This is a genomic window from Serratia sp. 3ACOL1, assembly GCF_003668775.1.
Classification (GTDB): domain Bacteria; phylum Pseudomonadota; class Gammaproteobacteria; order Enterobacterales; family Enterobacteriaceae; genus Chania; species Chania fonticola.
This window is the reverse complement of the sequence record NZ_CP033055.1, coordinates 1,472,697-1,492,428: the sequence shown is the minus strand read 5'-3', so window position 1 is coordinate 1,492,428 and position 19,732 is coordinate 1,472,697. Positions and strand designations below refer to the sequence as shown.

The 19,732-nt window shown below is 54.0% G+C and carries 18 protein-coding genes and 1 pseudogene; 12 read left to right on the top strand and 7 right to left on the bottom strand.

The window, feature by feature from the left end:
• Positions 1-6 precede the first annotated feature (6 nt).
• Positions 7-903: a PhzF family phenazine biosynthesis protein gene (locus D9980_RS06940; RefSeq protein ID WP_121606833.1), complete on the bottom strand. Its 897-nt coding sequence runs from the start codon at positions 901-903 to the stop codon at positions 7-9.
• A 178-nt stretch (positions 904-1,081) separates the two neighbouring features.
• Between D9980_RS06940 and D9980_RS06935 the strand changes: the two genes are divergently transcribed.
• Together D9980_RS06935 and blaSFDC are read left to right on the top strand one after the other, a co-directional pair.
• Positions 1,082-1,837 carry an alpha/beta fold hydrolase gene (locus D9980_RS06935; RefSeq protein ID WP_121606832.1) on the top strand — a complete coding sequence of 252 codons (756 nt, stop codon included), beginning with the start codon at positions 1,082-1,084 and terminating at the stop codon, positions 1,835-1,837.
• Positions 1,838-1,977: 140 nt separating this feature from the next.
• Positions 1,978-3,126: an SFDC family class C beta-lactamase gene (gene blaSFDC / locus D9980_RS06930; RefSeq protein ID WP_121606831.1), complete on the top strand. Its 1,149-nt coding sequence runs from the start codon at positions 1,978-1,980 to the stop codon at positions 3,124-3,126.
• Between the two features lie 33 nt (positions 3,127-3,159).
• Here blaSFDC and D9980_RS06925 read toward each other — a convergent pair whose 3' ends face one another.
• Positions 3,160-4,485, bottom strand: a complete 1,326-nt coding sequence (locus tag D9980_RS06925; RefSeq protein WP_370454330.1) for a glycoside hydrolase family 10 protein — start codon at positions 4,483-4,485, stop codon at positions 3,160-3,162.
• A 121-nt stretch (positions 4,486-4,606) separates the two neighbouring features.
• On the opposite strand from D9980_RS06925, the gene D9980_RS27250 reads away from it, so the two are divergent.
• Positions 4,607-4,801 (top strand): DUF4354 family protein, encoded by a 195-nt coding sequence (locus tag D9980_RS27250; RefSeq protein WP_261144930.1) that lies wholly within the window; start codon positions 4,607-4,609, stop codon positions 4,799-4,801.
• Positions 4,802-4,815: 14 nt separating this feature from the next.
• Positions 4,816-5,166, top strand: coding sequence for a hypothetical protein (locus tag D9980_RS06915; RefSeq protein WP_121606828.1), 351 nt, complete (start codon positions 4,816-4,818; stop codon positions 5,164-5,166).
• A gap of 132 nt (positions 5,167-5,298) precedes the next feature.
• On the opposite strand, the gene D9980_RS06910 is transcribed toward D9980_RS06915, so the two are convergent.
• Genes D9980_RS06910 through D9980_RS06895 form a run of 4 tightly spaced genes read right to left on the bottom strand, consistent with a single transcriptional unit; the run spans position 5,299 to position 8,955 of the window.
• Positions 5,299-6,648 carry an FAD/NAD(P)-binding oxidoreductase gene (locus D9980_RS06910; protein ID WP_121606827.1) on the bottom strand — a complete coding sequence of 450 codons (1,350 nt, stop codon included), beginning with the start codon at positions 6,646-6,648 and terminating at the stop codon, positions 5,299-5,301.
• Positions 6,645-6,893: a (2Fe-2S)-binding protein gene (locus D9980_RS06905; RefSeq protein WP_121606826.1), complete on the bottom strand. Its 249-nt coding sequence runs from the start codon at positions 6,891-6,893 to the stop codon at positions 6,645-6,647. Before D9980_RS06905 ends, D9980_RS06910 begins: the two co-directional genes overlap by 4 nt.
• Positions 6,890-8,005, bottom strand: a complete 1,116-nt coding sequence (locus tag D9980_RS06900) for an FAD-binding oxidoreductase (RefSeq protein ID WP_121606825.1) — start codon at positions 8,003-8,005, stop codon at positions 6,890-6,892. Before D9980_RS06900 ends, D9980_RS06905 begins: the two co-directional genes overlap by 4 nt.
• Positions 8,005-8,955 carry a 4-hydroxyproline epimerase gene (locus D9980_RS06895; RefSeq protein WP_121606824.1) on the bottom strand — a complete coding sequence of 317 codons (951 nt, stop codon included), beginning with the start codon at positions 8,953-8,955 and terminating at the stop codon, positions 8,005-8,007. Before D9980_RS06895 ends, D9980_RS06900 begins: the two co-directional genes overlap by 1 nt.
• A 352-nt stretch (positions 8,956-9,307) precedes the next feature.
• Between D9980_RS06895 and D9980_RS06890 the strand changes: the two genes are divergently transcribed.
• The 6 genes and pseudogenes from D9980_RS06890 (at position 9,308) to D9980_RS06865 (ending at position 16,974) form a co-directional block, all read left to right on the top strand.
• Complete coding sequence (locus D9980_RS06890; protein WP_121606823.1) at positions 9,308-10,153, top strand: AraC family transcriptional regulator; 846 nt, start codon at positions 9,308-9,310, stop codon at positions 10,151-10,153.
• A gap of 197 nt (positions 10,154-10,350) precedes the next feature.
• Entirely contained in the window at positions 10,351-11,271 is a 921-nt protein-coding gene (locus tag D9980_RS06885) for a dihydrodipicolinate synthase family protein (protein ID WP_121606822.1), read from the top strand.
• 60 nt (positions 11,272-11,331) lie between these two features.
• Positions 11,332-12,950: pseudogene (locus D9980_RS06880) on the top strand (aldehyde dehydrogenase (NADP(+))).
• Between the two features lie 16 nt (positions 12,951-12,966).
• Positions 12,967-14,532, top strand: coding sequence for an APC family permease (locus D9980_RS06875; protein ID WP_121606821.1), 1,566 nt, complete (start codon positions 12,967-12,969; stop codon positions 14,530-14,532).
• Between the two features lie 20 nt (positions 14,533-14,552).
• Complete coding sequence (locus D9980_RS06870) at positions 14,553-15,566, top strand: Ldh family oxidoreductase (protein WP_121608971.1); 1,014 nt, start codon at positions 14,553-14,555, stop codon at positions 15,564-15,566.
• Positions 15,567-15,738: 172 nt separating this feature from the next.
• Positions 15,739-16,974, top strand: a complete 1,236-nt coding sequence (locus D9980_RS06865) for an MFS transporter (RefSeq protein WP_121606820.1) — start codon at positions 15,739-15,741, stop codon at positions 16,972-16,974.
• Positions 16,975-16,993: 19 nt separating this feature from the next.
• On the opposite strand, the gene D9980_RS06860 is transcribed toward D9980_RS06865, so the two are convergent.
• On the bottom strand, positions 16,994-17,902 hold the full coding sequence (locus D9980_RS06860) for a LysR family transcriptional regulator (protein WP_121608970.1): 909 nt from the start codon (positions 17,900-17,902) through the stop codon (positions 16,994-16,996).
• Positions 17,903-18,021: 119 nt separating this feature from the next.
• Between D9980_RS06860 and D9980_RS06855 the strand changes: the two genes are divergently transcribed.
• Entirely contained in the window at positions 18,022-19,215 is a 1,194-nt protein-coding gene (locus D9980_RS06855) for an MFS transporter (protein ID WP_121606819.1), read from the top strand.
• Between the two features lie 80 nt (positions 19,216-19,295).
• Positions 19,296-19,706 (top strand): ASCH domain-containing protein, encoded by a 411-nt coding sequence (locus D9980_RS06850; RefSeq protein ID WP_121606818.1) that lies wholly within the window; start codon positions 19,296-19,298, stop codon positions 19,704-19,706.
• Positions 19,707-19,732: the final 26 nt, after the last annotated feature.

Genomic DNA, 19,732 nt, shown 5'->3' with positions numbered 1-19,732 from the left:
CCACAGCTAAATGTGCAACTGACCATTAATCAGCGTGCAGCTCTGCCCACCAATCCAAGGCTCATCGTCAATAAAACGAACGCTAACCCGGCCATCGCGATGTAGTTGGGTGCCTTGTCGAACCTGATACTCCTGTGCCGTCGAGCCACCGTCGGGGAAGTTATTGGCCTTCAACAAACGGGCCAGGCACGCATTGGCACTGCCAGTCACTGGGTCCTCAACCAACTTGTCCCATTCAACCAGAAACGCTCGCATTTCATAATCTGCTGGCTCACCTGATGAATAGGCACCATAAATCACCACACCATCAACATCATGATCAGTTTGCAGCTTCTTAATCATGGCTTGATTCGGCGTCATCGTTAGGCAGGATTGAGCGCTTGGCATACGTACCATAAGCCAGCGAATGCCCATGTCGGCAATCACCGGCATCGTATCGGCTTCAATAACCGCAGGCTGAAAGGCGGCCATTAGCTGTTCTCTTTCCTCAGCAGTAAGCGTTCGAAGCGTTACCGCAGGTGCGGCAAACGCCAGCGTTCCTTCAGGTGAGATATTGACCGCAACCAGACCAACCCCGCACTCTTGCATCACCACACCCGGCTGTTTGGTCACCAGCCCAGCCTCCAGTAATGCATGGGCCGTACCCAAAGTCGGATGTCCGGCAAAGGGCAACTCTTTTTCGGGGGTAAAAATGCGCACCTGATAATCGGCTAGCGGATTAGTCGGTTTGAAAACAAACGTCGTTTCCGAAAGATTGGTCCAGCGAGCTAGTGAAAGCATCTGCATTTCATTCAAGCCCTCTGCCTCCAGGATCACCGCCAAGGGATTACCCTGCAATGGCGAAGTGGTAAATACATCCACCTGTTTATAGGCGCGTGGTTTCACATCATCTTTTCTGAGCATTTGCCGTCATCCGCTAGATACAAGGCTTGATGATAGCGCTATTAAATGACGCACATCAATTGCTAATACCTTAAAATGGTTGGCCTTTGTGATACGTTGGCACTCATTGAGATAGCCACGGCAACAACAGAGATGTGTGAACAGTTCGACTCCCCGGAAATTAACAAAGGAATACTACATGCAGAGTTTATTTTCGTTAACAGCAGGCGCCAGTGTGCGTTGGCACGATTTGCCAGGCCAGGGTATCCCGATTGTGTTTATTCACGGGCTTGGGTGCGCTTCCTCTTATGAGTATCCACGTATTGTGGCAGATCCGGCATTTAGGGGACGACGCGCCATACTGATTGATCTTCCTGGATATGGTTTTAGCGATAAACCTCGTGATTTTGATTACAGCATTGCTCATCAGGCAGACGTTGTGATCGAAGTGATTAATGCATTGAAGCTGTCACATTGCCATCTCTATGGTCACAGCATGGGGGGCAGTATTGCGATTGAAGTGGCAGAACAATTGGGTAAACGGATAGGTAAACTGGTGGTTTCGGAACCTAACTTTCATGCCGGTGGCGGCGTATACAGCCGCCTACTGGTGGAGAGACCAGAAGCTGAATTTATCTCGCAAGTGTACGACGAAATGCTGGCAGACCACACATCCCCCTGGAAAGGTTCGGCCCAAAATGCGGCCCCCTGGGCAATGTGGCGGGGAGCCAAAAGCCTGATTGATGGAGCTTCACCGTCATGGATGGAGACCTTCCTCAATCTGTCCTGTTCACGCGCACTGATTTTTGGCGAACAATCCTTACCGGACAGTGATTTTGAGTATGTCAGCCATCAGGGCATATCGGTAGCAACGGTGCCACAAGCAGGGCACTCTATGTCCTGGGAAAATCCGTCGGCACTGGCCGTGGTGTTACAGGAGGAATTTAACGATTGATTTAACGCCAATGGTCATCATCCAAGCCAATAGAAAAACTTTCAACAGATGCTAAATTTTACCGTTTGCCGCCGATCATCAAGTTCTACAAACTAAGCGCGTCTGATAGAACCTTTAGCCCTCAATGATGGAAAATAGCAATGTTGAAGAAATCCCTATCCTGTGTGCTGTTGCTCGCCACCTCATGTTCAGTGTTTGCCGCACCGCAAACGGAAAAACAAATAGCCGACATTGTGAATCGCACCGTTGCGCCATTGATCAAAGAGCAGGGCATTCCCGGCATGGCGGTGGCGGTGATTTATCAGGGCCAACCTTACTACTTCACCTGGGGATTGGCAGACGTTGCCGGCAAGCAACCCGTCACGCAGCAGACCTTATTCGAGCTCGGTTCGGTCAGTAAAACGTTCACAGGAGTGCTGGGCGGTGATGCCATTGCTCGCGGTGAAATCAACCTTGGCGATCCGGCGAGCAAGTACTGGCCAGCGCTGTCGGGCAAGCAATGGCAAGGGATCACTTTGCTGCACCTGGCCACCTATACTGCCGGTGGCTTACCGCTGCAGATACCGGACAATGTTACCGATGAAGCATCGCTGCAGAATTACTATCAAACCTGGCAACCGCAGTGGGCTCCGGGCACCAAGCGCCTTTACTCGAACGCCAGTATTGGTCTGTTTGGCGCACTGATGGTCAAACCGTCAGGCATGAGTTTTGAACAGGCGATGTCCAAACGCGTATTCCAACCGTTGAAGTTATCGCAAACCTGGATAAACGTGCCACAGCAGGAAGATAAGCACTACGCCTGGGGCTATCGCGATGGGAAGGCGGTTCGCGTTTCTCCGGGCATGTTTGATGCCGAAGCCTATGGCGTGAAGTCATCGATAGAGGATATGGCAAGCTGGGTGCAGGCCAACATGGCGCCTGCCAACGTGAAGGATGCCTCGCTGCAGAAGGGGATTACGCTTGCCCAGTCGCGCTACTGGCATGCCGGTGATATGTATCAAGGCCTGGGTTGGGAAATGCTGAACTGGCCGGTTAAAGAGAAAACCGTGGTCGAGGGTAGCGATAATAAAAACGCACTGGCAGCGTTGAGCGTCACAAAAATCACTCCGCCAGCGCCACCATCGAGCGCCTCTTGGGTACATAAAACCGGCTCGACCGGTGGGTTTGGCAGCTACGCGGCTTTCATTCCTCAACAGGATCTCGGCATCGTGATGCTGGCTAACAAAAATTATCCTAACCCTGTGCGGGTTGAGGCGGCTTACCGCATTCTTGAAGCGTTACAGAAGTAATTGGCTCAGGGGGCATATTGCCCCCTAAATCTCTCAACTACCCCAGCGGCTTTTCAGGTAATTGACGGCCTGCTGGGTCTGTGGTTGATTAAGATAGTCCTCTCTGAACAGGATCGTACCTTTAATTTGCGATACGGACTCGTTCAAATCCAGCTGCTTTTGTAGCTCCAGTACGCCACCGTTGACCATCCAATCTGGTTCGTTCTTTGACGGGATCCCAACTTTATACAGTGCAACACCGATATAAAGACGCGTATTGGTGGAAGCCACGACATTAGCCCACCATTTGGCGAGCACATCATAACGGGCCGCGTCACGCGCGAAGGGCCAATACAGCTGTGGGGCAATGTAATCCAGCAACCCAAGCTGTACCCAGCTACGGGTGTCGGCATAAGATTCATCATATGCCGCTGCACCTCGCGTATTGGAACCTGCCACATCGTGCGAGTGGTTACGCCATACGCCAGAAGGGCTGACACCAAATTCAACGTCGGGTTTCAACTTCTTGATAGTACGAGAAACTTGCCCAACCAATTGTTTAGTATTGTCTCGCCGCCAGTCCGCTTTGGAGCCAAAATGTTGACCATACTTTTTGAAGGTCTGGTTGTCGTTAAGCACGGATCCAGGGGACTCAGCATAGAAGTAATCATCAAACTGCACACCGTCAATATCATAGTTGGCAACCACCTCCGCCACGATGCTGGTGATCCAGTCCCGCACCTCCGGGATACCAGGATCGAGCACAAATCTATCGCCTGCGGTGCGGATCCAGTCAGGGTGCAGCACATAGACGCTGGCTGGTTGCTGCGACAATGTGCGGTTCAGTTTATCAATGGTTACTGGTTTGGTGTTAACGGATACCCGGTAGGGGTTAAACCAGGCATGAACTTTCATACCGCGCTTGTGCGCTTCATCCAGCATAAACTGCAGCGGATCATAGCCTGGGTTGTCGCCAATATTCCCCGTCAGCACATCTGACCATGGCAAAATTTTTGATGCCCAGAGGGCGGTGCCATCAGGCTTAACCTGGAAAAAAACGGTGTTGATACCCAGCGTCTTCAGTTTATCCAGCTTGCCTTGCAATGCTTCCTGCTGTTGTTGAATGCGGATGGCTGGGCTGCTGGCGTTGAGCGATGTCACTGGTGGCCAATCGAGGCGGGAAACGGTTGCCAGCCAAACGCCGCGCACCGGTTCCTGGCTTTGCCGTGATTTATCCGGGTGTGGCTGTTTTGCCACCGAAGGCAACGGAGTGACTAAGGATTTCGCAGGCTCGTTGGTGCAACTGGCTAGTAAAAGCACACCGGCGAGAAGTACGCCCAGTTGTTTAACTTTGGTAAAGCGATGAGAACAGGCGATGATTCGCTCCGGCTTCTATTGATTACTCACTGGGGATATCCCCAACACAATCCTATCATTCTCTTATTATTAGAATTTTAGTCAATACCGGTAGGGCAGATTGATCGGACGCCGGCCTATTGTCGTGACCTGCTGCATCGATCCCTCTCAAGGAGTTGGAGTACGGCCGTTAATCTGCCGTTTAAATCCGTTACACTATGATGTCTTCTATACCAAGGATTTCACCGTTGCCGTGACTAACCTGTCCGATAAAGGTCTCGATCTCAGTAAGTTATGTTTACAAGCGTCCTCTGCTAACAAAATAGCTCCTTCAATTTAACTAAAGAAACTTTTATGAACAAACGCCTATTTGCTGTTTTTCCCGCCATTATTCTGTCCGGCTGTGCTGCCACATGGGAACCGTTAGGTACGCCAACACTGTCCCTGCAAGAGGCGAATAGCCTTTGCGATACTGAGTCATTAGCTCAGTACCCGGTTAAAAATGAGGTTGCTACCAGAAGCGTTGAAAAGCAGGTTTCATTGAAATGCAATAAAGATGACGATGGATGTAACAGCAGTGGTTATAAATATGAAAATAAACTAGGCGTTGAAAGCTACCCCTTGGACGTTAATATAAATAGCCGGAAAGCCGCATTTACTGCCTGCATGGCAAAACAGGGTTGGAGAAACACAAGCTGGCTATAAATAACAGGCCGCGTTTCTGAAGTCTGCATTTTTGATGCAAAGAGCTGTGCTCCAGGCTGATACAACGCCCGGAGCACAAAATGGGATTTTGCGAGTAACGAAATCTTTGGTGGGGACCGAAAATGCCACAATTTATTTAGTACACTCCTCTTCTGTATCAACTCTATCGCAGATCACCTCTACACCAGAAAACGACACCTTACCAGCTCCCTCTCCCTGTGGGAGAGGGTTGGGGTGAGGGGCCAGTAAAGCCAGTGTCTCAAGCCGTGCCGGGGTCAAAGGCACTCTTGGCTGCGGTATGGGCCAGTCAAACAGGTGTCGAGCCGCCGTGGCGCAGATTTTCCCCTGGCAGGCCCCCATACCGCAGCGGCTATGCAGTTTGGCGGCTGTCCAGCCCGTTGCGGCGTCAATCTCCCCCAGCGTTACATCCTCACAGCGGCACAGAAAGGTGTCGGCAGCGCCGAGGGTTTTCAGCGTTGGGTTTAGCACAAAGGTCTGGCTGACTGCGGCGGCAAAACGCTGCCATACGCTACGTTTTGCCAGCAATGCCTTAGCTCGCACGATGTTACCGCTGGCGGCATACCCTGCAATCGCGCCTTCCGCCAAGGCCAGTTCACTTCCCCCCACACCGGTACATTCACCCGCCGCATACAGGTTGGCCACGCTAGTTTGTTGTAAAGCATCAACGGCAATGGCCGCATTCTCTATTCTGCACCCCAATAGCATGGCTAATTCGATATTTGCCACCAGCCCGAATCCACAGGCAAGTCGATCGCAGGCGATCGTACGAACCTGATCCCCTTGTTGGACGCGAACTGCAGTCAGCCGCTGCTCGCCTAGCGCTTCCACTACATAGCTATTGGGACGATAGCGGCGGTTAATTAAGCGTAATGACTGCCGTACTTTCGCTGGCCAATGCCACAACCCACTGGCGAATCTCGCCAGGCGTTTCATCGGGGCTTGTTCGGCCAGCAGTATGACCTTGCCACCCGCTTTGGTGACGCTATCGGCAACCGCCAGTAGCAACGGTCCGGTGCCTGCAATGATAATCCGCTCGCCTTGCAGCGATAAGCCATTTTTGATCTGCGCCTGTAAGCCGCCAGCTCCTGTCACGCCCGGTAGCGTCCAGCCAGGGAAGGGCAGTAACAGCTCGCGCGCGCCGCAACATAAGATTAAGCGTTGATAGTCGATCGTCCCGCAACCCTGGGCATTTTCATACAGGAGTTGCTGCGGCCCGCTTTGTGCCACGACTTTAGTCGCACTGAGCAGGGTGAAGTTATCCAACGCGTCAACGGCTTGCCGATAGCGTAGGGCGATCGCGGGTAAGGTGACCGCTGGCCCATCACGCCAGATTTGCCCACCAGGCCGAGGGTTATCATCAAGCATGACTATGCGTTGACGGCTTTCGCCTGCGGCCAGTGCTGCTGCCAATCCGGCAGGGCCAGCCCCAATGATCAATACTTCGCATTGCAGGTTATTCATTTCTGCCCGCTCCTTTCGATACTCATCTCGGGTTGGCACAAGGTTTGGCACGCCAACTGCTGTATGCCATTGATGATGACTCGGCATTCCTGGCACACGCCCATGCCACAAAACGGCGCTCGTGGTTGCTGGCTGACGGAGATCCGGCAATGATCGTCTCCGCTTAAGCTGAGTGCGGCGGCCACGGTGATACCTTCCTGTACCTGATGAGGCTGCCCGGCAATGGTTAAGGCAATCAGTTTCATTGGTTGGCCTCGGCTGTGGAGAACATACGTGCGGCTTGATAAGGGGTGTCATCAATTGCTGTGCGCTGCTGTTGGATTTGTGTGGCGATCAATGCGGCGCTGCCCATTGCCGTGGTGACGCCCAGCCCTTCATGGCCGAGGGCCAACCACAACCATGGATAAGTCGGGTGGGGACCCAGCAGAGGTAACCCGTCCGCCGATGCTGCCCGAAACCCCGCCCAGCAGCGGATGAGGTTCATGGTTGCCAATGTGGGCAGGAACTCAGCGGCACGCTTGAGCATGGTGGCGAGCAATGGCATATCGATTGCTGGATTGAGCGAATCAAACTGGCGTGAGGAACCGATCAGCAACTGACCGGTTGGCCGAGCCTGCACGTTAAAGGCCACCGAGGTCCCATCAGAGGCATGCGCACTTGCCCCATAGCCCAACTCAACCAATTGGTGCCGAACCCGTTGCGGGTAACGATCGGTGATCGCCAGTTGGCCTTTTTTCGCTCTGAGTAAAGGGGCCGGTAATAGCTTGTCGGCGTGTAATCCACAGGCTAACGTTATCACCGGTGCACTAAGCCGTTCCCCGTTGGCCAGTATCACCGTCTGTTGCTCCAAGGCGACCACTTCACCGTAAACCCGCCGTACCGCATTCCCCGCGTCTTCAACCAACCAGCGTGCAGCATTAGGGGAATAAATAATGCCATCCCCCGGCACGCGCAATCCTCCGGCCAATCCGCCCCGCAACATGGGTTCAAGCTGTGCGACTTGTTGTGAGTCCACGAGTTCACTGTTGACCCCAAGTGCTGCCATCCGCTGCTGCTTCACTTCGGCAATCGCCATTTCTTGCGGTTTTTCCGCCAACCACAGCGTACCGCAGCCGCGCCAGGCACAGTTATCCGGCATACGGTCCACCACGCTGCGCCACAAATGCAGGGAATAGGCACTTAGTGCCAGCTCTGCTGGGTTGTCATCCATACAAACCAAATGGCCCATGCCCGCAGCGGTAGCGCCAGGGCGGCGATCGTCAACCAGTAACACTCGTAACCCTTGTTGTGCTAGCTGCCACGCGCAGGCAGCACCGATAATGCCCGCGCCAATGACAATCACATCGGCGGTTGCCATTAACGTATCCCCCAGGCGAAAGCGTCACGTTCATCCAGCAAGAGTTGGCTATCGGCGCAGATAAAAGCCTCCCCGCGAATGAACGGCGTCACGCGGTTGCCTTCACTAGGCTGGTAATATCCGCTGAATTCACTGCCGATCACGCTGGCCTGTCGCCATACTTCACCTGGCTGCAGTTTTCCGTCTGCTGCCAGGCAGGCGAGTTTGGCGCTGGTCCCGGTACCGCAGGGCGAGCGATCGTAAGCCTTGCCGGGGCATAACACGAAATTGCGGCTATCGGCCCGTTCATCGGCGGCGAAAAGCTCAATATGATCGATGATCCCTCCGTCTTCACCGTAGATCCCCGCGTTTTCGAGCGCCTGCCGTACCGCCCAGCTAAAGGCCGTTAGTGCTTCCAGATTGTGGGTGTCGATCGCCAAATGATGATCGCTGATGAGAAAGAACCAGTTGCCGCCCCAGGCGATATCGCCGGTTACCTCGCCATAGCCGTCAACGGTCACGGCTACCTGCTGGCGGTAGCGATAGACGGGGACATTCTCAATGGTTACGCTGCCATCGGCGTGTAGCGTGGCGTTCACCGTGCCGACCGGGGTTTCGATCAAGTGTTCGCCAGCGCTGATGCGCCCCAGGTAAGCCAGGGATGTGATTAGCCCAATCGTGCCGTGGCCGCACATGCCCAGATAACCGGCGTTATTGAAAAAGATCACCCCGGCCGCGGCTTGCGGTGAGCAGGGCTGGCACAGTAACGCCCCCACCAAGACATCGTTGCCCCGGGGTTCCAGAATGATGGCGCTGCGCCAGTCATCATAGCGTTGTGCGAAAAGCGCCTTTCGCTCGGCCATGCTGCCACTGCCCAGGTCGGGAAAACCGTCGATAATCAGCCGGGTGGGTTCACCGCCGGTATGGGAATCGATCGCTCGTAATGTGATGAAGGGGGATACAGGTATCATCGGAGTCTCTCAAGGTTAATTAATTGTTACCAATTACCTAAGACTGACCGAAAGCCACCCTCGCGGCTTGACCTGTTTCGGCAAAGGCCATGCCGAAATCAGCACAGTGCCAAATTGCCTGAGCGAACCCATCATTCAAGGGATAATAAAAAGTATTTATTTATCAGAATATTAATTATTTTTCAGCGTCAAGATCTCGCTCGACAGCCTGAAATCGGCCGAAGGCATGACAAAAGTATGCGGTGATCCGCATATTGGAAACAACGCGCTTGATAAGTTACAGAAAAGTTAATACTGATCCAGGTGAGTTAAAAACAGCCAATTATGGCCACTTGCTGAAAAGGGTATTGCTATGCGATTAACCTCAAGCTTTCAGGCTCCTCCGCTCACTCCCTGCAATGTTGAGCAGCAACCTCAAGAATGCTTTGCTGTCGAACACCTCACCCAGTTCTGTGATGGCTTGGTGCAGCAGCGCCCTCATTCGTTACATAGCGTATTGAATTCACTGGCATTGATTGCGCCGTTGCTTAATGCCATTCCCAATGTGGTGTTTTTTATCAAGGATGCCCAGGCCCGCTATCTGCTGGCTAATCTCACCTTGGCCAAACGCTGTGGTTTTAAAACAGTGACGCCGCTATTGGGTAAAACCTCGGCAGACGTTTTCCCGACCCAGCTGGGTTCAGGCTATACCGAGCAAGATCTGCGGGTGTTACACCAAGGGGTGCAAATCCAGGATCAGCTTGAAATGCACCTATACAGCGGCCGCGAAACGGGCTGGTGCCTGACACAAAAGCTGGCGCTGTATGACCAGCAGGGCAAGATTATCGGCATGGCCGGGATCTCACATGATTTGCAGGAAGCGAAGGCTAACCACCCAGCCTATCAGCGATTGGCGGCACTGGATGTTTATATCCGTCAGCACTACGGCAGGCCGATCGCGATGGAAGAGTTGAGGGCGCTGACCGGCCTTTCCGTGGCGCAAATCGAGCGCTACTGTAAACGTATTTTCCACCTGACGCCGCGCCAGATGATCCACAAAGTCCGGTTAGAGAGGGCCACAGAACTGCTGGCCGGTGATATGCCGATTACCGATATCGCATTGCAATGCGGTTATACCGATCACAGTGCTTTCAGCCGCCAGTTCAAGGCCATGACCGGTGCTAGCCCCCGCGATTTTCGCGCCACATTAGTTCCCTAATCACCTGAAATTATGACTTTTATGATGCAACGGCGTCAGAGGCTCCGCTGCGCGCAATTCCCCCTCATTATGCCAATTTCGTCCTCGCATTCGGTGAAAACCGTCAAGCCGCTGCCGAGAATACCGGTCAATCTGTTATTGGATTTCACCAAAAATTAACCGTCAATTAACATTTAAAAGCAAAAGGGACCCATACGATGAGCAATAAAGCGATTAACTGGAGTGGGGTATTTCCGGCAGTCAGTACGCAATTTCGCAGCGATTTTTCTCTGGATCTGGATGCTACCCATGCGGTGATCAAAAACCTGGTCAAAGACGGTGTCTCTGGCCTGGTGGTGTGCGGCACCGTGGGTGAAAACACCTCGCTGACGATGCAGGAGAAACTGGCGGTGATCGAGGTGGCGAAAGACGCCGCACAAGGCAAAATACCGGTGATCGCCGGGATTGCCGAATTCACCACCGCCTTTGCACAGAATATGGCGCGCGAAGCGGAAAAAGCCGGTATTGACGGCGTGATGGTGATGCCTGCGCTGGTTTACTCATCCAAACCGCACGAAACCGCAACACACTTCCGCAGTGTGGCCACCGCCACCGATCTGCCGATCATGGTCTACAACAACCCGCCGATTTATAAAAACGATGTCACACCTGACATTCTCACCACGTTGGTCGACTGCGACAACATCGTCTGTTTCAAAGACTCTTCTGGCGATACCCGCCGCTTTATCGATTTACGCAATGCGGTAGGCGATCGTTTCGTGTTGTTCGCTGGGTTGGATGACGTGGTGCTGGAAAGCCTCGCCGTGGGAGCAGAAGGGTGGATCTCTGGCATGTCCAACGCGTTCCCACGTGAAGGGGAAACCTTGTTCCGGCTGGCGAAGCAAAAGCGTTTCGAAGAAGCACTGGCCCTGTATAGCTGGTTTATGCCGTTGCTGCATCTGGATGCCCGTCCAGACTTGGTGCAGTGCATCAAGCTCTGTGAAGAACTGGTCGGCCGTGGCAGCGCAGTGACCCGTCCACCGCGTTTGGCACTGCAGGGGGAAACGCTGCAAGAGGTGACGACGATTATCAAAACCGCTCTGGCCAACCGTCCGACGCTGCCAGATGTCGGCCTGTGATCTCTCAGGGAGGCCCGGCATTTAGCCGGGCAATAACAGGTAATCGAACAGGGGAAACCAATGCCAACTCACAACACATACGCCCTTAGCGGCAAACAGTTTATTGGCGGGCAGCGGATAGCTAGCGGTAACGCCGAACTCATCAGCCTGCGGGCCGATAATAACCAGCCAACAGGCTATCGTTTCCATCAGGCCAGCATTGCAGAGGTTGATGCCGCAGCACAGGCTGCTGCCCGAGCCTTTAGCGCCTATTGCCAAACCAGTGCCGAGCAGCGAGCGGATTTTCTTGCCGCCATCGCCGATGAACTGGATGCGTTAGGGGAGGAATTTTTTGCCTTTGCCACACAAGAGACCGCACTGCCTCTCCCACGTCTGATTGGTGAGCGCGCTAGAACCAGCGGGCAGATGCGACTGTTTGCCGAACTGCTGCGCAGTGGCCGCGTGCACGGGGCGAGAATTGATTGCGCATTACCAGAGCGTACACCGCTGCCAAGACCCGATTTACGCCAGTATCGCGTGGCCATCGGTCCTGTTGCGGTGTTTGGTGCCAGTAATTTCCCGCTGGCGTTCTCTACCGCCGGAGGTGATACCGCTGCCGCGCTGGCCGCCGGTTGCCCAGTGGTGTTCAAGGCACATAGTGGCCATATGATCACGGCGGAATTGACCGCACAGGCTATTGAACGTGCAGTGCAAAAACAGCGGATACCTGCCGGTGTCTTCAATATGGTGTTCGGCAGCAGCATCGGTGCCGATTTGGTGCAACATCCGGCGATCCAGGCGGTAGGGTTCACCGGCTCATTGCAAGGTGGCCGGGCATTATTTGATTTGGCGATGCAACGTCCACAACCCATCCCGGTGTTTGCCGAAATGTCGAGCATCAACCCGGTGGTGGTCTTGCCACAGGCGTTGGCTCAGCGTGGCGCGCACCTTGCAAAAGAGTTGGTTGCCTCTTTCACGCTCGGTTGCGGCCAATTCTGCACCAAACCGGGCCTGATTATCGGCCAGCGCAGCCCGGCCTTCAGCCAGCTGATCGCCGATTTACAAACTCAGGTTAATGCCTGCCCGCCTCAAACCATGCTGAATGCCGGTACGCGGGATCATTATCTGAGTGGCTTGCAGAGATGGGATCAACATCCTCAGCTACGGCATCTGGCCGGAAGCAGGGCAGAACAACCCCATCTTGCGGTAGCTCAGCTCTATCAGGCCGACATTAGTTTGTTGATTAACGCCGATCCGCTGTTGCAGGAAGAGGTCTTTGGCCCCGTGGCGATAGTTGTTGAAGTCGCAGACCGGGCGCAACTGCTTGCCGCACTGGAAAACCTGCAAGGGCAACTCACCGCCACGCTTCTGGCTGAACAGGAAGACCTTGGCGAGGCGAGTGAGTTGGCGCAATTACTGATCCACAAAGCGGGGCGTGTGCTGTTTAACGGCTACCCGACCGGTGTGGAAGTCTGCGAAGCCATGGTGCACGGCGGCCCTTATCCGGCGACCAGCGATCCCCGTGGTACCTCGGTCGGTACGCTGGCTATCGAGCGGTTTTTACGCCCGGTCTGCCTACAAAACTACCCAGCAGCGCTATTGCCCCCGCGCTGCAAGACAGCAATCCACTGAACCTGTTGCGCCTGGTCAACGGTGAATACACCCGCGCAGCCCTCCATTCACCTGTGGCAATGAAATAATTCGAAAGGTAATGCTATGACCATACAGGGAAAATTTAAAAAGCAGCTGACGCTAACCGATCTGACGTTTATCGGCCTGGGCGCGATTTTTGGTTCTGGCTGGCTGTTCGCCGCCAGCCATGTTGCTTCTATCGCGGGGCCCGCGGGGATCTATTCGTGGCTGATCGGCGGGCTCGCTGTACTGCTGTTGGGGATTGTTTATTGCGAGCTGGGTGCCGCACTTCCACGTGCCGGTGGCATCATTCGTTACCCGGTGTTTTCCCACGGGGAACTGATGGGCTATCTGTTGGGGTTCATCACACTGATTGCGTTCTCCAGCCTGATCTCGATCGAGGTTGTCGCCGCCCGGCAATATGCAGCAGCCTGGTTCCCCGCGCTCAGTCGGCCTGGCTCGGGCGATCCCACGTTGATCGGTTGGCTGACGCAATTTATCTTGTTGTGCCTGTTCTTTACGCTGAATTACTACAGCGTGAAAACGTTTGCCAAATCCAATAACCTGATCAGCATACTCAAGTTCATCGTGCCGGTGCTGGTGATCGTGGTGCTGTTTACCTTCTTCAAACCTGAAAACCTGCACAGTCAAGGCTTTGCGCCCTTTGGTTCCGCCGGGGTGGAAGCGGCGATTTCAGCCGGTGGGATCATCTTCGCCTATCTGGGGCTGACGCCAATTATCTCAGTGGCCAGCGAAGTCAAAAATCCGCAGCGAACCATCCCGATCGCACTGATCCTGTCAGTGGTGCTTTCCACCATAATCTATGTGCTGCTGCAACTGGCTTTCCTCGGCAGTATTCCAACCGAAATGCTGAGCGGCGGCTGGCAGGATATCAGCAAGCACTTTTCACTGCCGTACCGCGATATTGCCGTAACGCTGGGGATGGGGTGGTTGGCTTTTCTGGTGGTGAGCGACGCGATCGTTTCACCGAGCGGCACGGGCAATATCTATATGAATGCCACGCCGCGTGTAGTGTATGGTTGGGCGCGGGCGGGCACCTTCTTCAAAATTTTCACCCGCGTCGATGGTGAGTCTGGGATCCCGCGTCCGGCGCTGTGGCTGACTTTCGGGTTGGCTATCTTCTGGACGTTGCCTTTCCCGTCCTGGGAGAAGCTGATCGGGGTAGTTTCCGCCGCCTTGGTACTTAGCTATGCCATTGCCCCGGTTACCGCCGCCGGGCTACGCCGTAATGCACCGAATTTGCCGCGGCCGTTCTTTGTCTGGGGATTTAGCGTGTTAGGGCCGGTGTCATTCATCATTTCGGCATTGATCGTGTACTGGTCAGGCTGGAACACCGTCTCCTGGTTGCTTGGCCTGCAAATTCTGATGTTCTTTGTCTATATTCTGTTTAAAAACAAAGTACCGACTCACGCCGTCAGCCTGAAGCAGCAGATTTGGTCTTCGCTGTGGCTGATCGCTTTCTACGCCTTGATCATCGTAGCTTCCTATCTCGGCAGTTTTGGCGGTATCAATGCGATTGGTCACCCGTGGGACACCCTGTTGGTGGCGGGCATCGCGCTGCTGATTTATTACTGGGGAGCTTACACCTGTTTACCTCAGGCAAATTTTGTCGGGGACGAGGAAGAGTAATGCTAAAGGAGGAAACGACCATGACCAACACCGTTAATCTTACGTTGCCAGAGGCCTATCAACTGGCATACCGAGCCTTGCACAGTAATGGTTTCAGCGCCAGACATGCCGATGCGGTGGCAAAGAACGTCACCGCCGGTGAACGCGATGGCTGCCATTCCCATGGTTTATATCGTGTACTGGGCTGTGTCCGATCGCTACACGCTGGCAAAGTGATGGCAGATGCCGAACCGACGTTCACCGACAGCGCTCCAGCTATTTTACGTGTAGACGCTCACGGTGCGTTCTCGTTGGTCGCCTATCAAGCGGCGCTGCCCGCCTTTATCGCCAAGGTTCGTCACTGTGGTATTGCCGCACTGGCGATCAATCATTGCGTCCACTTCTCTGCGCTGTGGGCGGATATCGAGCCGCTTACCGAACAGGGATTGGTAGCGTTGGCTTGCACCCCAAGCCATGCCTGGGTAACGCCCGCCGGGGGGAGCCAGCCCTTGTTTGGCACCAACCCGATAGCCTTTGGTTGGCCACGTCAGGGACAAGCGCCGTTTGTGTTTGATATGGCGACCAGCGCAGCTGCACGCGGTGAGATTGAGCTGCATCGCCGGGCTAATAAGCCACTACCAGAAGGATGGGGAATCGATCGTCAAGGTAAACCTTCTACCGATGCTGCCAGCGTACTGCAAGGCGCAATGTTGACGTTTGGCGGCCATAAGGGCTCAGCATTGGCAGCTATGGTGGAGCTGATTGCCGGGCCGTTGATTGGTGATATGACCAGTAAAGAATCGTTAGCTTACGACCAATCAACAGGCTCTTCACCGTATGGCGGAGAACTGATTATTGCGATGGATCCCGAGCGTTTTCTGGGGGCGGATCAGGAAGAGCATTTCGCCAGAGCGGAAGGGCTTTTTAATGATATGGCAGAGCAAGGAGTCCGTATTCCTGGGGAGCGGCGTTTTAAGGCGCGTCAGCATAGTGAACAGTTTGGTGTGACATTACCGCTGACGTTATATAAAGAGATTGTGGCGTTGTGTCTGTAACCCCCTAGCAGGCTCATCGTTTACCGATGGGCCGATGTGTTTCCCGTTAAATACTCTCTTGTCGCTGTGATATAGATCTGCGCGCAACAATGTGTTAACAATATTGAAATAATTTATTTAGCGGTAATATCAAAAAGACCGCTTGGTAAACACATTTTTTAAGGGGAAGGGCATGAGACAACAACGCTGGTGGGGAGTCGTGGCGGCATTGCTGCTAATCGTGATCGCCTATGCTGACCGGGTAAATATCTCAGTCATGCTGGTTAACCCCGAATTTCTCAATCACTTTGGCCTGGCAGACAGTCGCGCCTATCAAGGCACGCTGATGACCGCCTTCCTGCTAGGTTATGGCCTTTCAGCCATGTTGTTGACCCCGTTTCTGGAAACGCTATTCGGTTATCGTAAAGGCTTGACCCTCAGCGTGGTTCTATGGGCGCTCTTTACCGCGGCTTCTCCGTTGGTCGGATCGTTCATCATTTTGCTGGTCGTACGGGCCTTCCTCGGTGTCAGTGAAGGGCCACTTTTCTCGCTGAAAACCATGTACATCAGTGACCATTTCGCCGCCAATGAGCGGGGAAAGCCCAATGCGGTATCTGCATTAGGCGTGTCATTAGGTTTGGTGATTGGTTTTCCGCTGGTGACTTTCCTGATGAGTCATCTCGGTTGGGCCCTTTCTTTTCATGTCCTAGCGTTAATCAATCTCCTGATCGGCCTGCTTTTGGTGCGCGTGTTTATCCATCCTAGAACAACCGGAGTAGCGCCGCGCAACAGTGAACCCATGATGCAACGTGTCTGCCATACCTTCATTCTGGCTTGGAAGACGCCAATGCTCGGCTGGATCATGCTGGTTGAGATAGCCACGCTAAGTTATCTTTGGGGTTCCAGCTCCTGGCTCCCAGCTTACTTGACCAATGAGCGCGGCTTTTCCATCAACCAAATGGGCTGGCTAGCATCGCTACCCTTTATTATCAGTATCTTCTCCAAGTATCTTGGCGGGGTGATCCTGGATCGTGTCAGACCACAACAGATGCCATTGATTTTTGCCTTTGGTGGTACGGCAACGGCTATCTGCATGCTAGGCGTGATGCTGAGCTCGCAAAGTGGCTGGCTGGCCGTGTTCCTGTTATCGGCCAATGCTTGTTGGGGAGCTCAAGGTGCAGCAATTCCCACCCTGATCCAGCACCATGCCAAAGCAGAAAGCGTTGGTTCTGCTTATGGGCTGATCAACGGCGTGGGGAATATCTTTTCGGCATTCATTCCATTACTGATGGGCCTGGTGATGATGTCGTTTGGCACCGTCTCTTCAGGCTTTTCCGTGCTGGTGGCATCGCAGGTTCTGACTATGTTCGCTGGTGGGATGCTGTTTATTCGCATGCAAGGAAACCGGCAATTCACCACGGCGTGGTGAGCGCGAAGGGCTTGGATTGCTAGTCGATCTGCAATTCGGCAGCGAGCAACTCCAGCATGGCATCCACTTTTGGCTGCAGTTGTCGCCCAATGGGCCACACCAGATTGAGCGGCAGGCCATCAGTTGTCAGTTCCGGTAGGATTTGCACCAATTCACCACGTGCAATTTCATCGCAGACCAGCCACGTTGCCAACTGTGCGATGCCGCATCCAGCCTTGACCGCGGCAACCTGAGCCTCGCCGTTGCCGACAATAATGCGGCCTTCCATCGTGCGCCGCTCAATCATTCCTGCATCATGCGCGATCAGCCACGGGCCCGTGGTTCCATCGGCCTTACCATAGAGCACGGCATCATGGCGAGACAGTTCGGCGGATGATGTCGGTGTGCCATTGCGAGCCAGGTAATCGGGCGAGGCGCAGAAAATGAGGCGTTCACAGCCCAGGTAGCGATGGCCAACTGAGCTAGGCCAATGATCCGGGCCACCGATACGCACCGCCACGTCAATGGCTTCTTCAAGCAAATCAACGAAGCGATCGGTCAAAGAGACATGCGGGCGTAAGTGCGGGTGCTGCTGTGAGAACTGGAGCAGCAACGGCCAAACCCGAAGGCGGCCAAATGTCGCCGGAGCATCTAGCCGCAGACGACCCACTGGTTCGCTGTGCTGTGCGGCGAGCACGGCTTCAGCTTCTTCCAAGTCGACCAGTACTCGTACGCAAGTGCGGTAGAACGCTGCCCCTGCATCCGTCAGAGCCAAGCGGCGGGTGGTGCGCTCGAACAGCCGGGTCCCGAGACGATCTTCAAGGCGCGCCACACTTTTGCTGACGGCTGAGCTGGTCAGGTGCAATTGCTCTGCTGCTGCCGTGAAACTGCCTGCATCGGCCGTCGCCACAAAGGTTTCGATGCCCTTAAGTCTTTCCGATGGGATCATGCTGTTTTCGCCAATTAAGGAATTAAATTCAATAATACCGGTAAAATATATCAATAATAAGAATATATTTCTTAAATATACTAAGGGCAACAGAAAATCCCCATGTAGGAGCCTTTTTGATGTCTTGTATTACCGCACCGGGTACCGCCATTTCGGCGAGTCGTAGCCGCCTTTCCATCGTCATTCTTGCGGTGGCGGCTTTTGTCATCGTCACGACCGAATACCTGATCGTCGGACTATTGCCAGCACTGGCACGCGACTTGGATATTTCAATTTCGGCTGCCGGCCAGTTCGTCACCCTGTTCGCCTTCACGGTCATGTTGTTCGGCCCTGTGCTGACTGCGCTGTTGTCACACATTGAACGTAAGCGCCTGTTCATTGCGATTCTGATGATCTTTAGCCTCTCAAATGCTCTGGCCGCAATCGCGCCGAACGTTTGGGTGCTTGCGATTGCCAGGTTCATTCCAGCGCTGGTGCTGCCCGTGTTCTGGGGGACGGCCAGCGAGACGGCCGGACAGATTGCCGGGCCGCATCGTGCCGGTCGAGCAGTATCGCAGGTGTATCTGGGGATCTCAGCCGCCTTACTGTTTGGCATTCCACTGGGTACGCTAGCGTCGGACCTCATCGGCTGGCGTGGCACCTTCTGGATACTGGCAGGGCTGTCGCTGGTTATGACATTTGCCCTGGCGATCTTCATGCCGACCCTGGCACGCCCCGAACGGTTGAGACTGGCAGAGCAGACACGCATCCTCAAAGACCCGTATTTTGTCGGTAACGTTGTGTTATCGGTCGTTGTGTTCACCGCAATGTTTACGGCTTACACTTATCTAGCCGACATGCTGGAGCGCATCGCCGGTGTGGCTCCGGCGCAAGTCGGTTGGTGGCTCATGGGCTTCGGTGCTATCGGCCTGGTCGGTAACTGGCTTGGCGGGCGCTTTGTGGACCGCAGCCCCCTTGGCGCTACCGCCATATTCTCGTTATTGCTGGGCATAGGCATGATGGCCAGCGTACCAGCGGCAGACTCGCTCATTCTGTTGTGGTTGGCTCTTGCGCTTTGGGGTATCGCCTATACTGCACTGTTTCCAATCTGTCAGGTAAGGGTGATGAAGTCCGCTTCACACGCTCAGGCGCTAGCCGGAACGTTGAACGTCTCTGCTGCCAATGCTGGTACGGGCCTTGGCGCCATTATCGGTGGCCTGGTGATCCCACAATGGGGATTGGAAAACATCGGTTACGTCGCCACAGGTATCGCGATAACAGCGATTTTGCTGGCGGCTTGGCTTGTACGCTTTCGGCGGCAAAGAGCGGAATAGCGAGCAAAAAACGGACAATTAGGTATCAGAAATCGTATTTTGTACATATGATACTTTCATGTATCAAAAAGGATTTAATAGTGACCATCATTGAAAACCTAAAGATAAAGTATCCAGGGGCCATTGCATGGCCATTTGGCGATTCCGCCGAAATGGCAGACGAGCTAGCAGACCTGGTTATTAAAGGGGTAAAAACCGCAACCTGCTGTTCGCTTTCATCTTTCAAAAATGAAGAAGAATCACCAACGATCGGCGGCTACAGCATTATCCTAAATGGCAAAGGTGATCCAGTCTGTGTCATTAGGACGATCGCTATGCGGATAATTCGTTTCTGTGATGTGACAGACGAACTTGCGAAAAAAGAAGGCGAGGGAGATCTCAGCCTCAGGTACTGGAGGCAAGGGCATAAACAGTTCTTCCAAAGAGAAGGGAGTTACTGCGACACAATGGAGCTTGTAGCAGAAGAGTTTGAACTGGTCGAGTTGTTGTAATCTATGATCTCACGGTGCCGTAAATT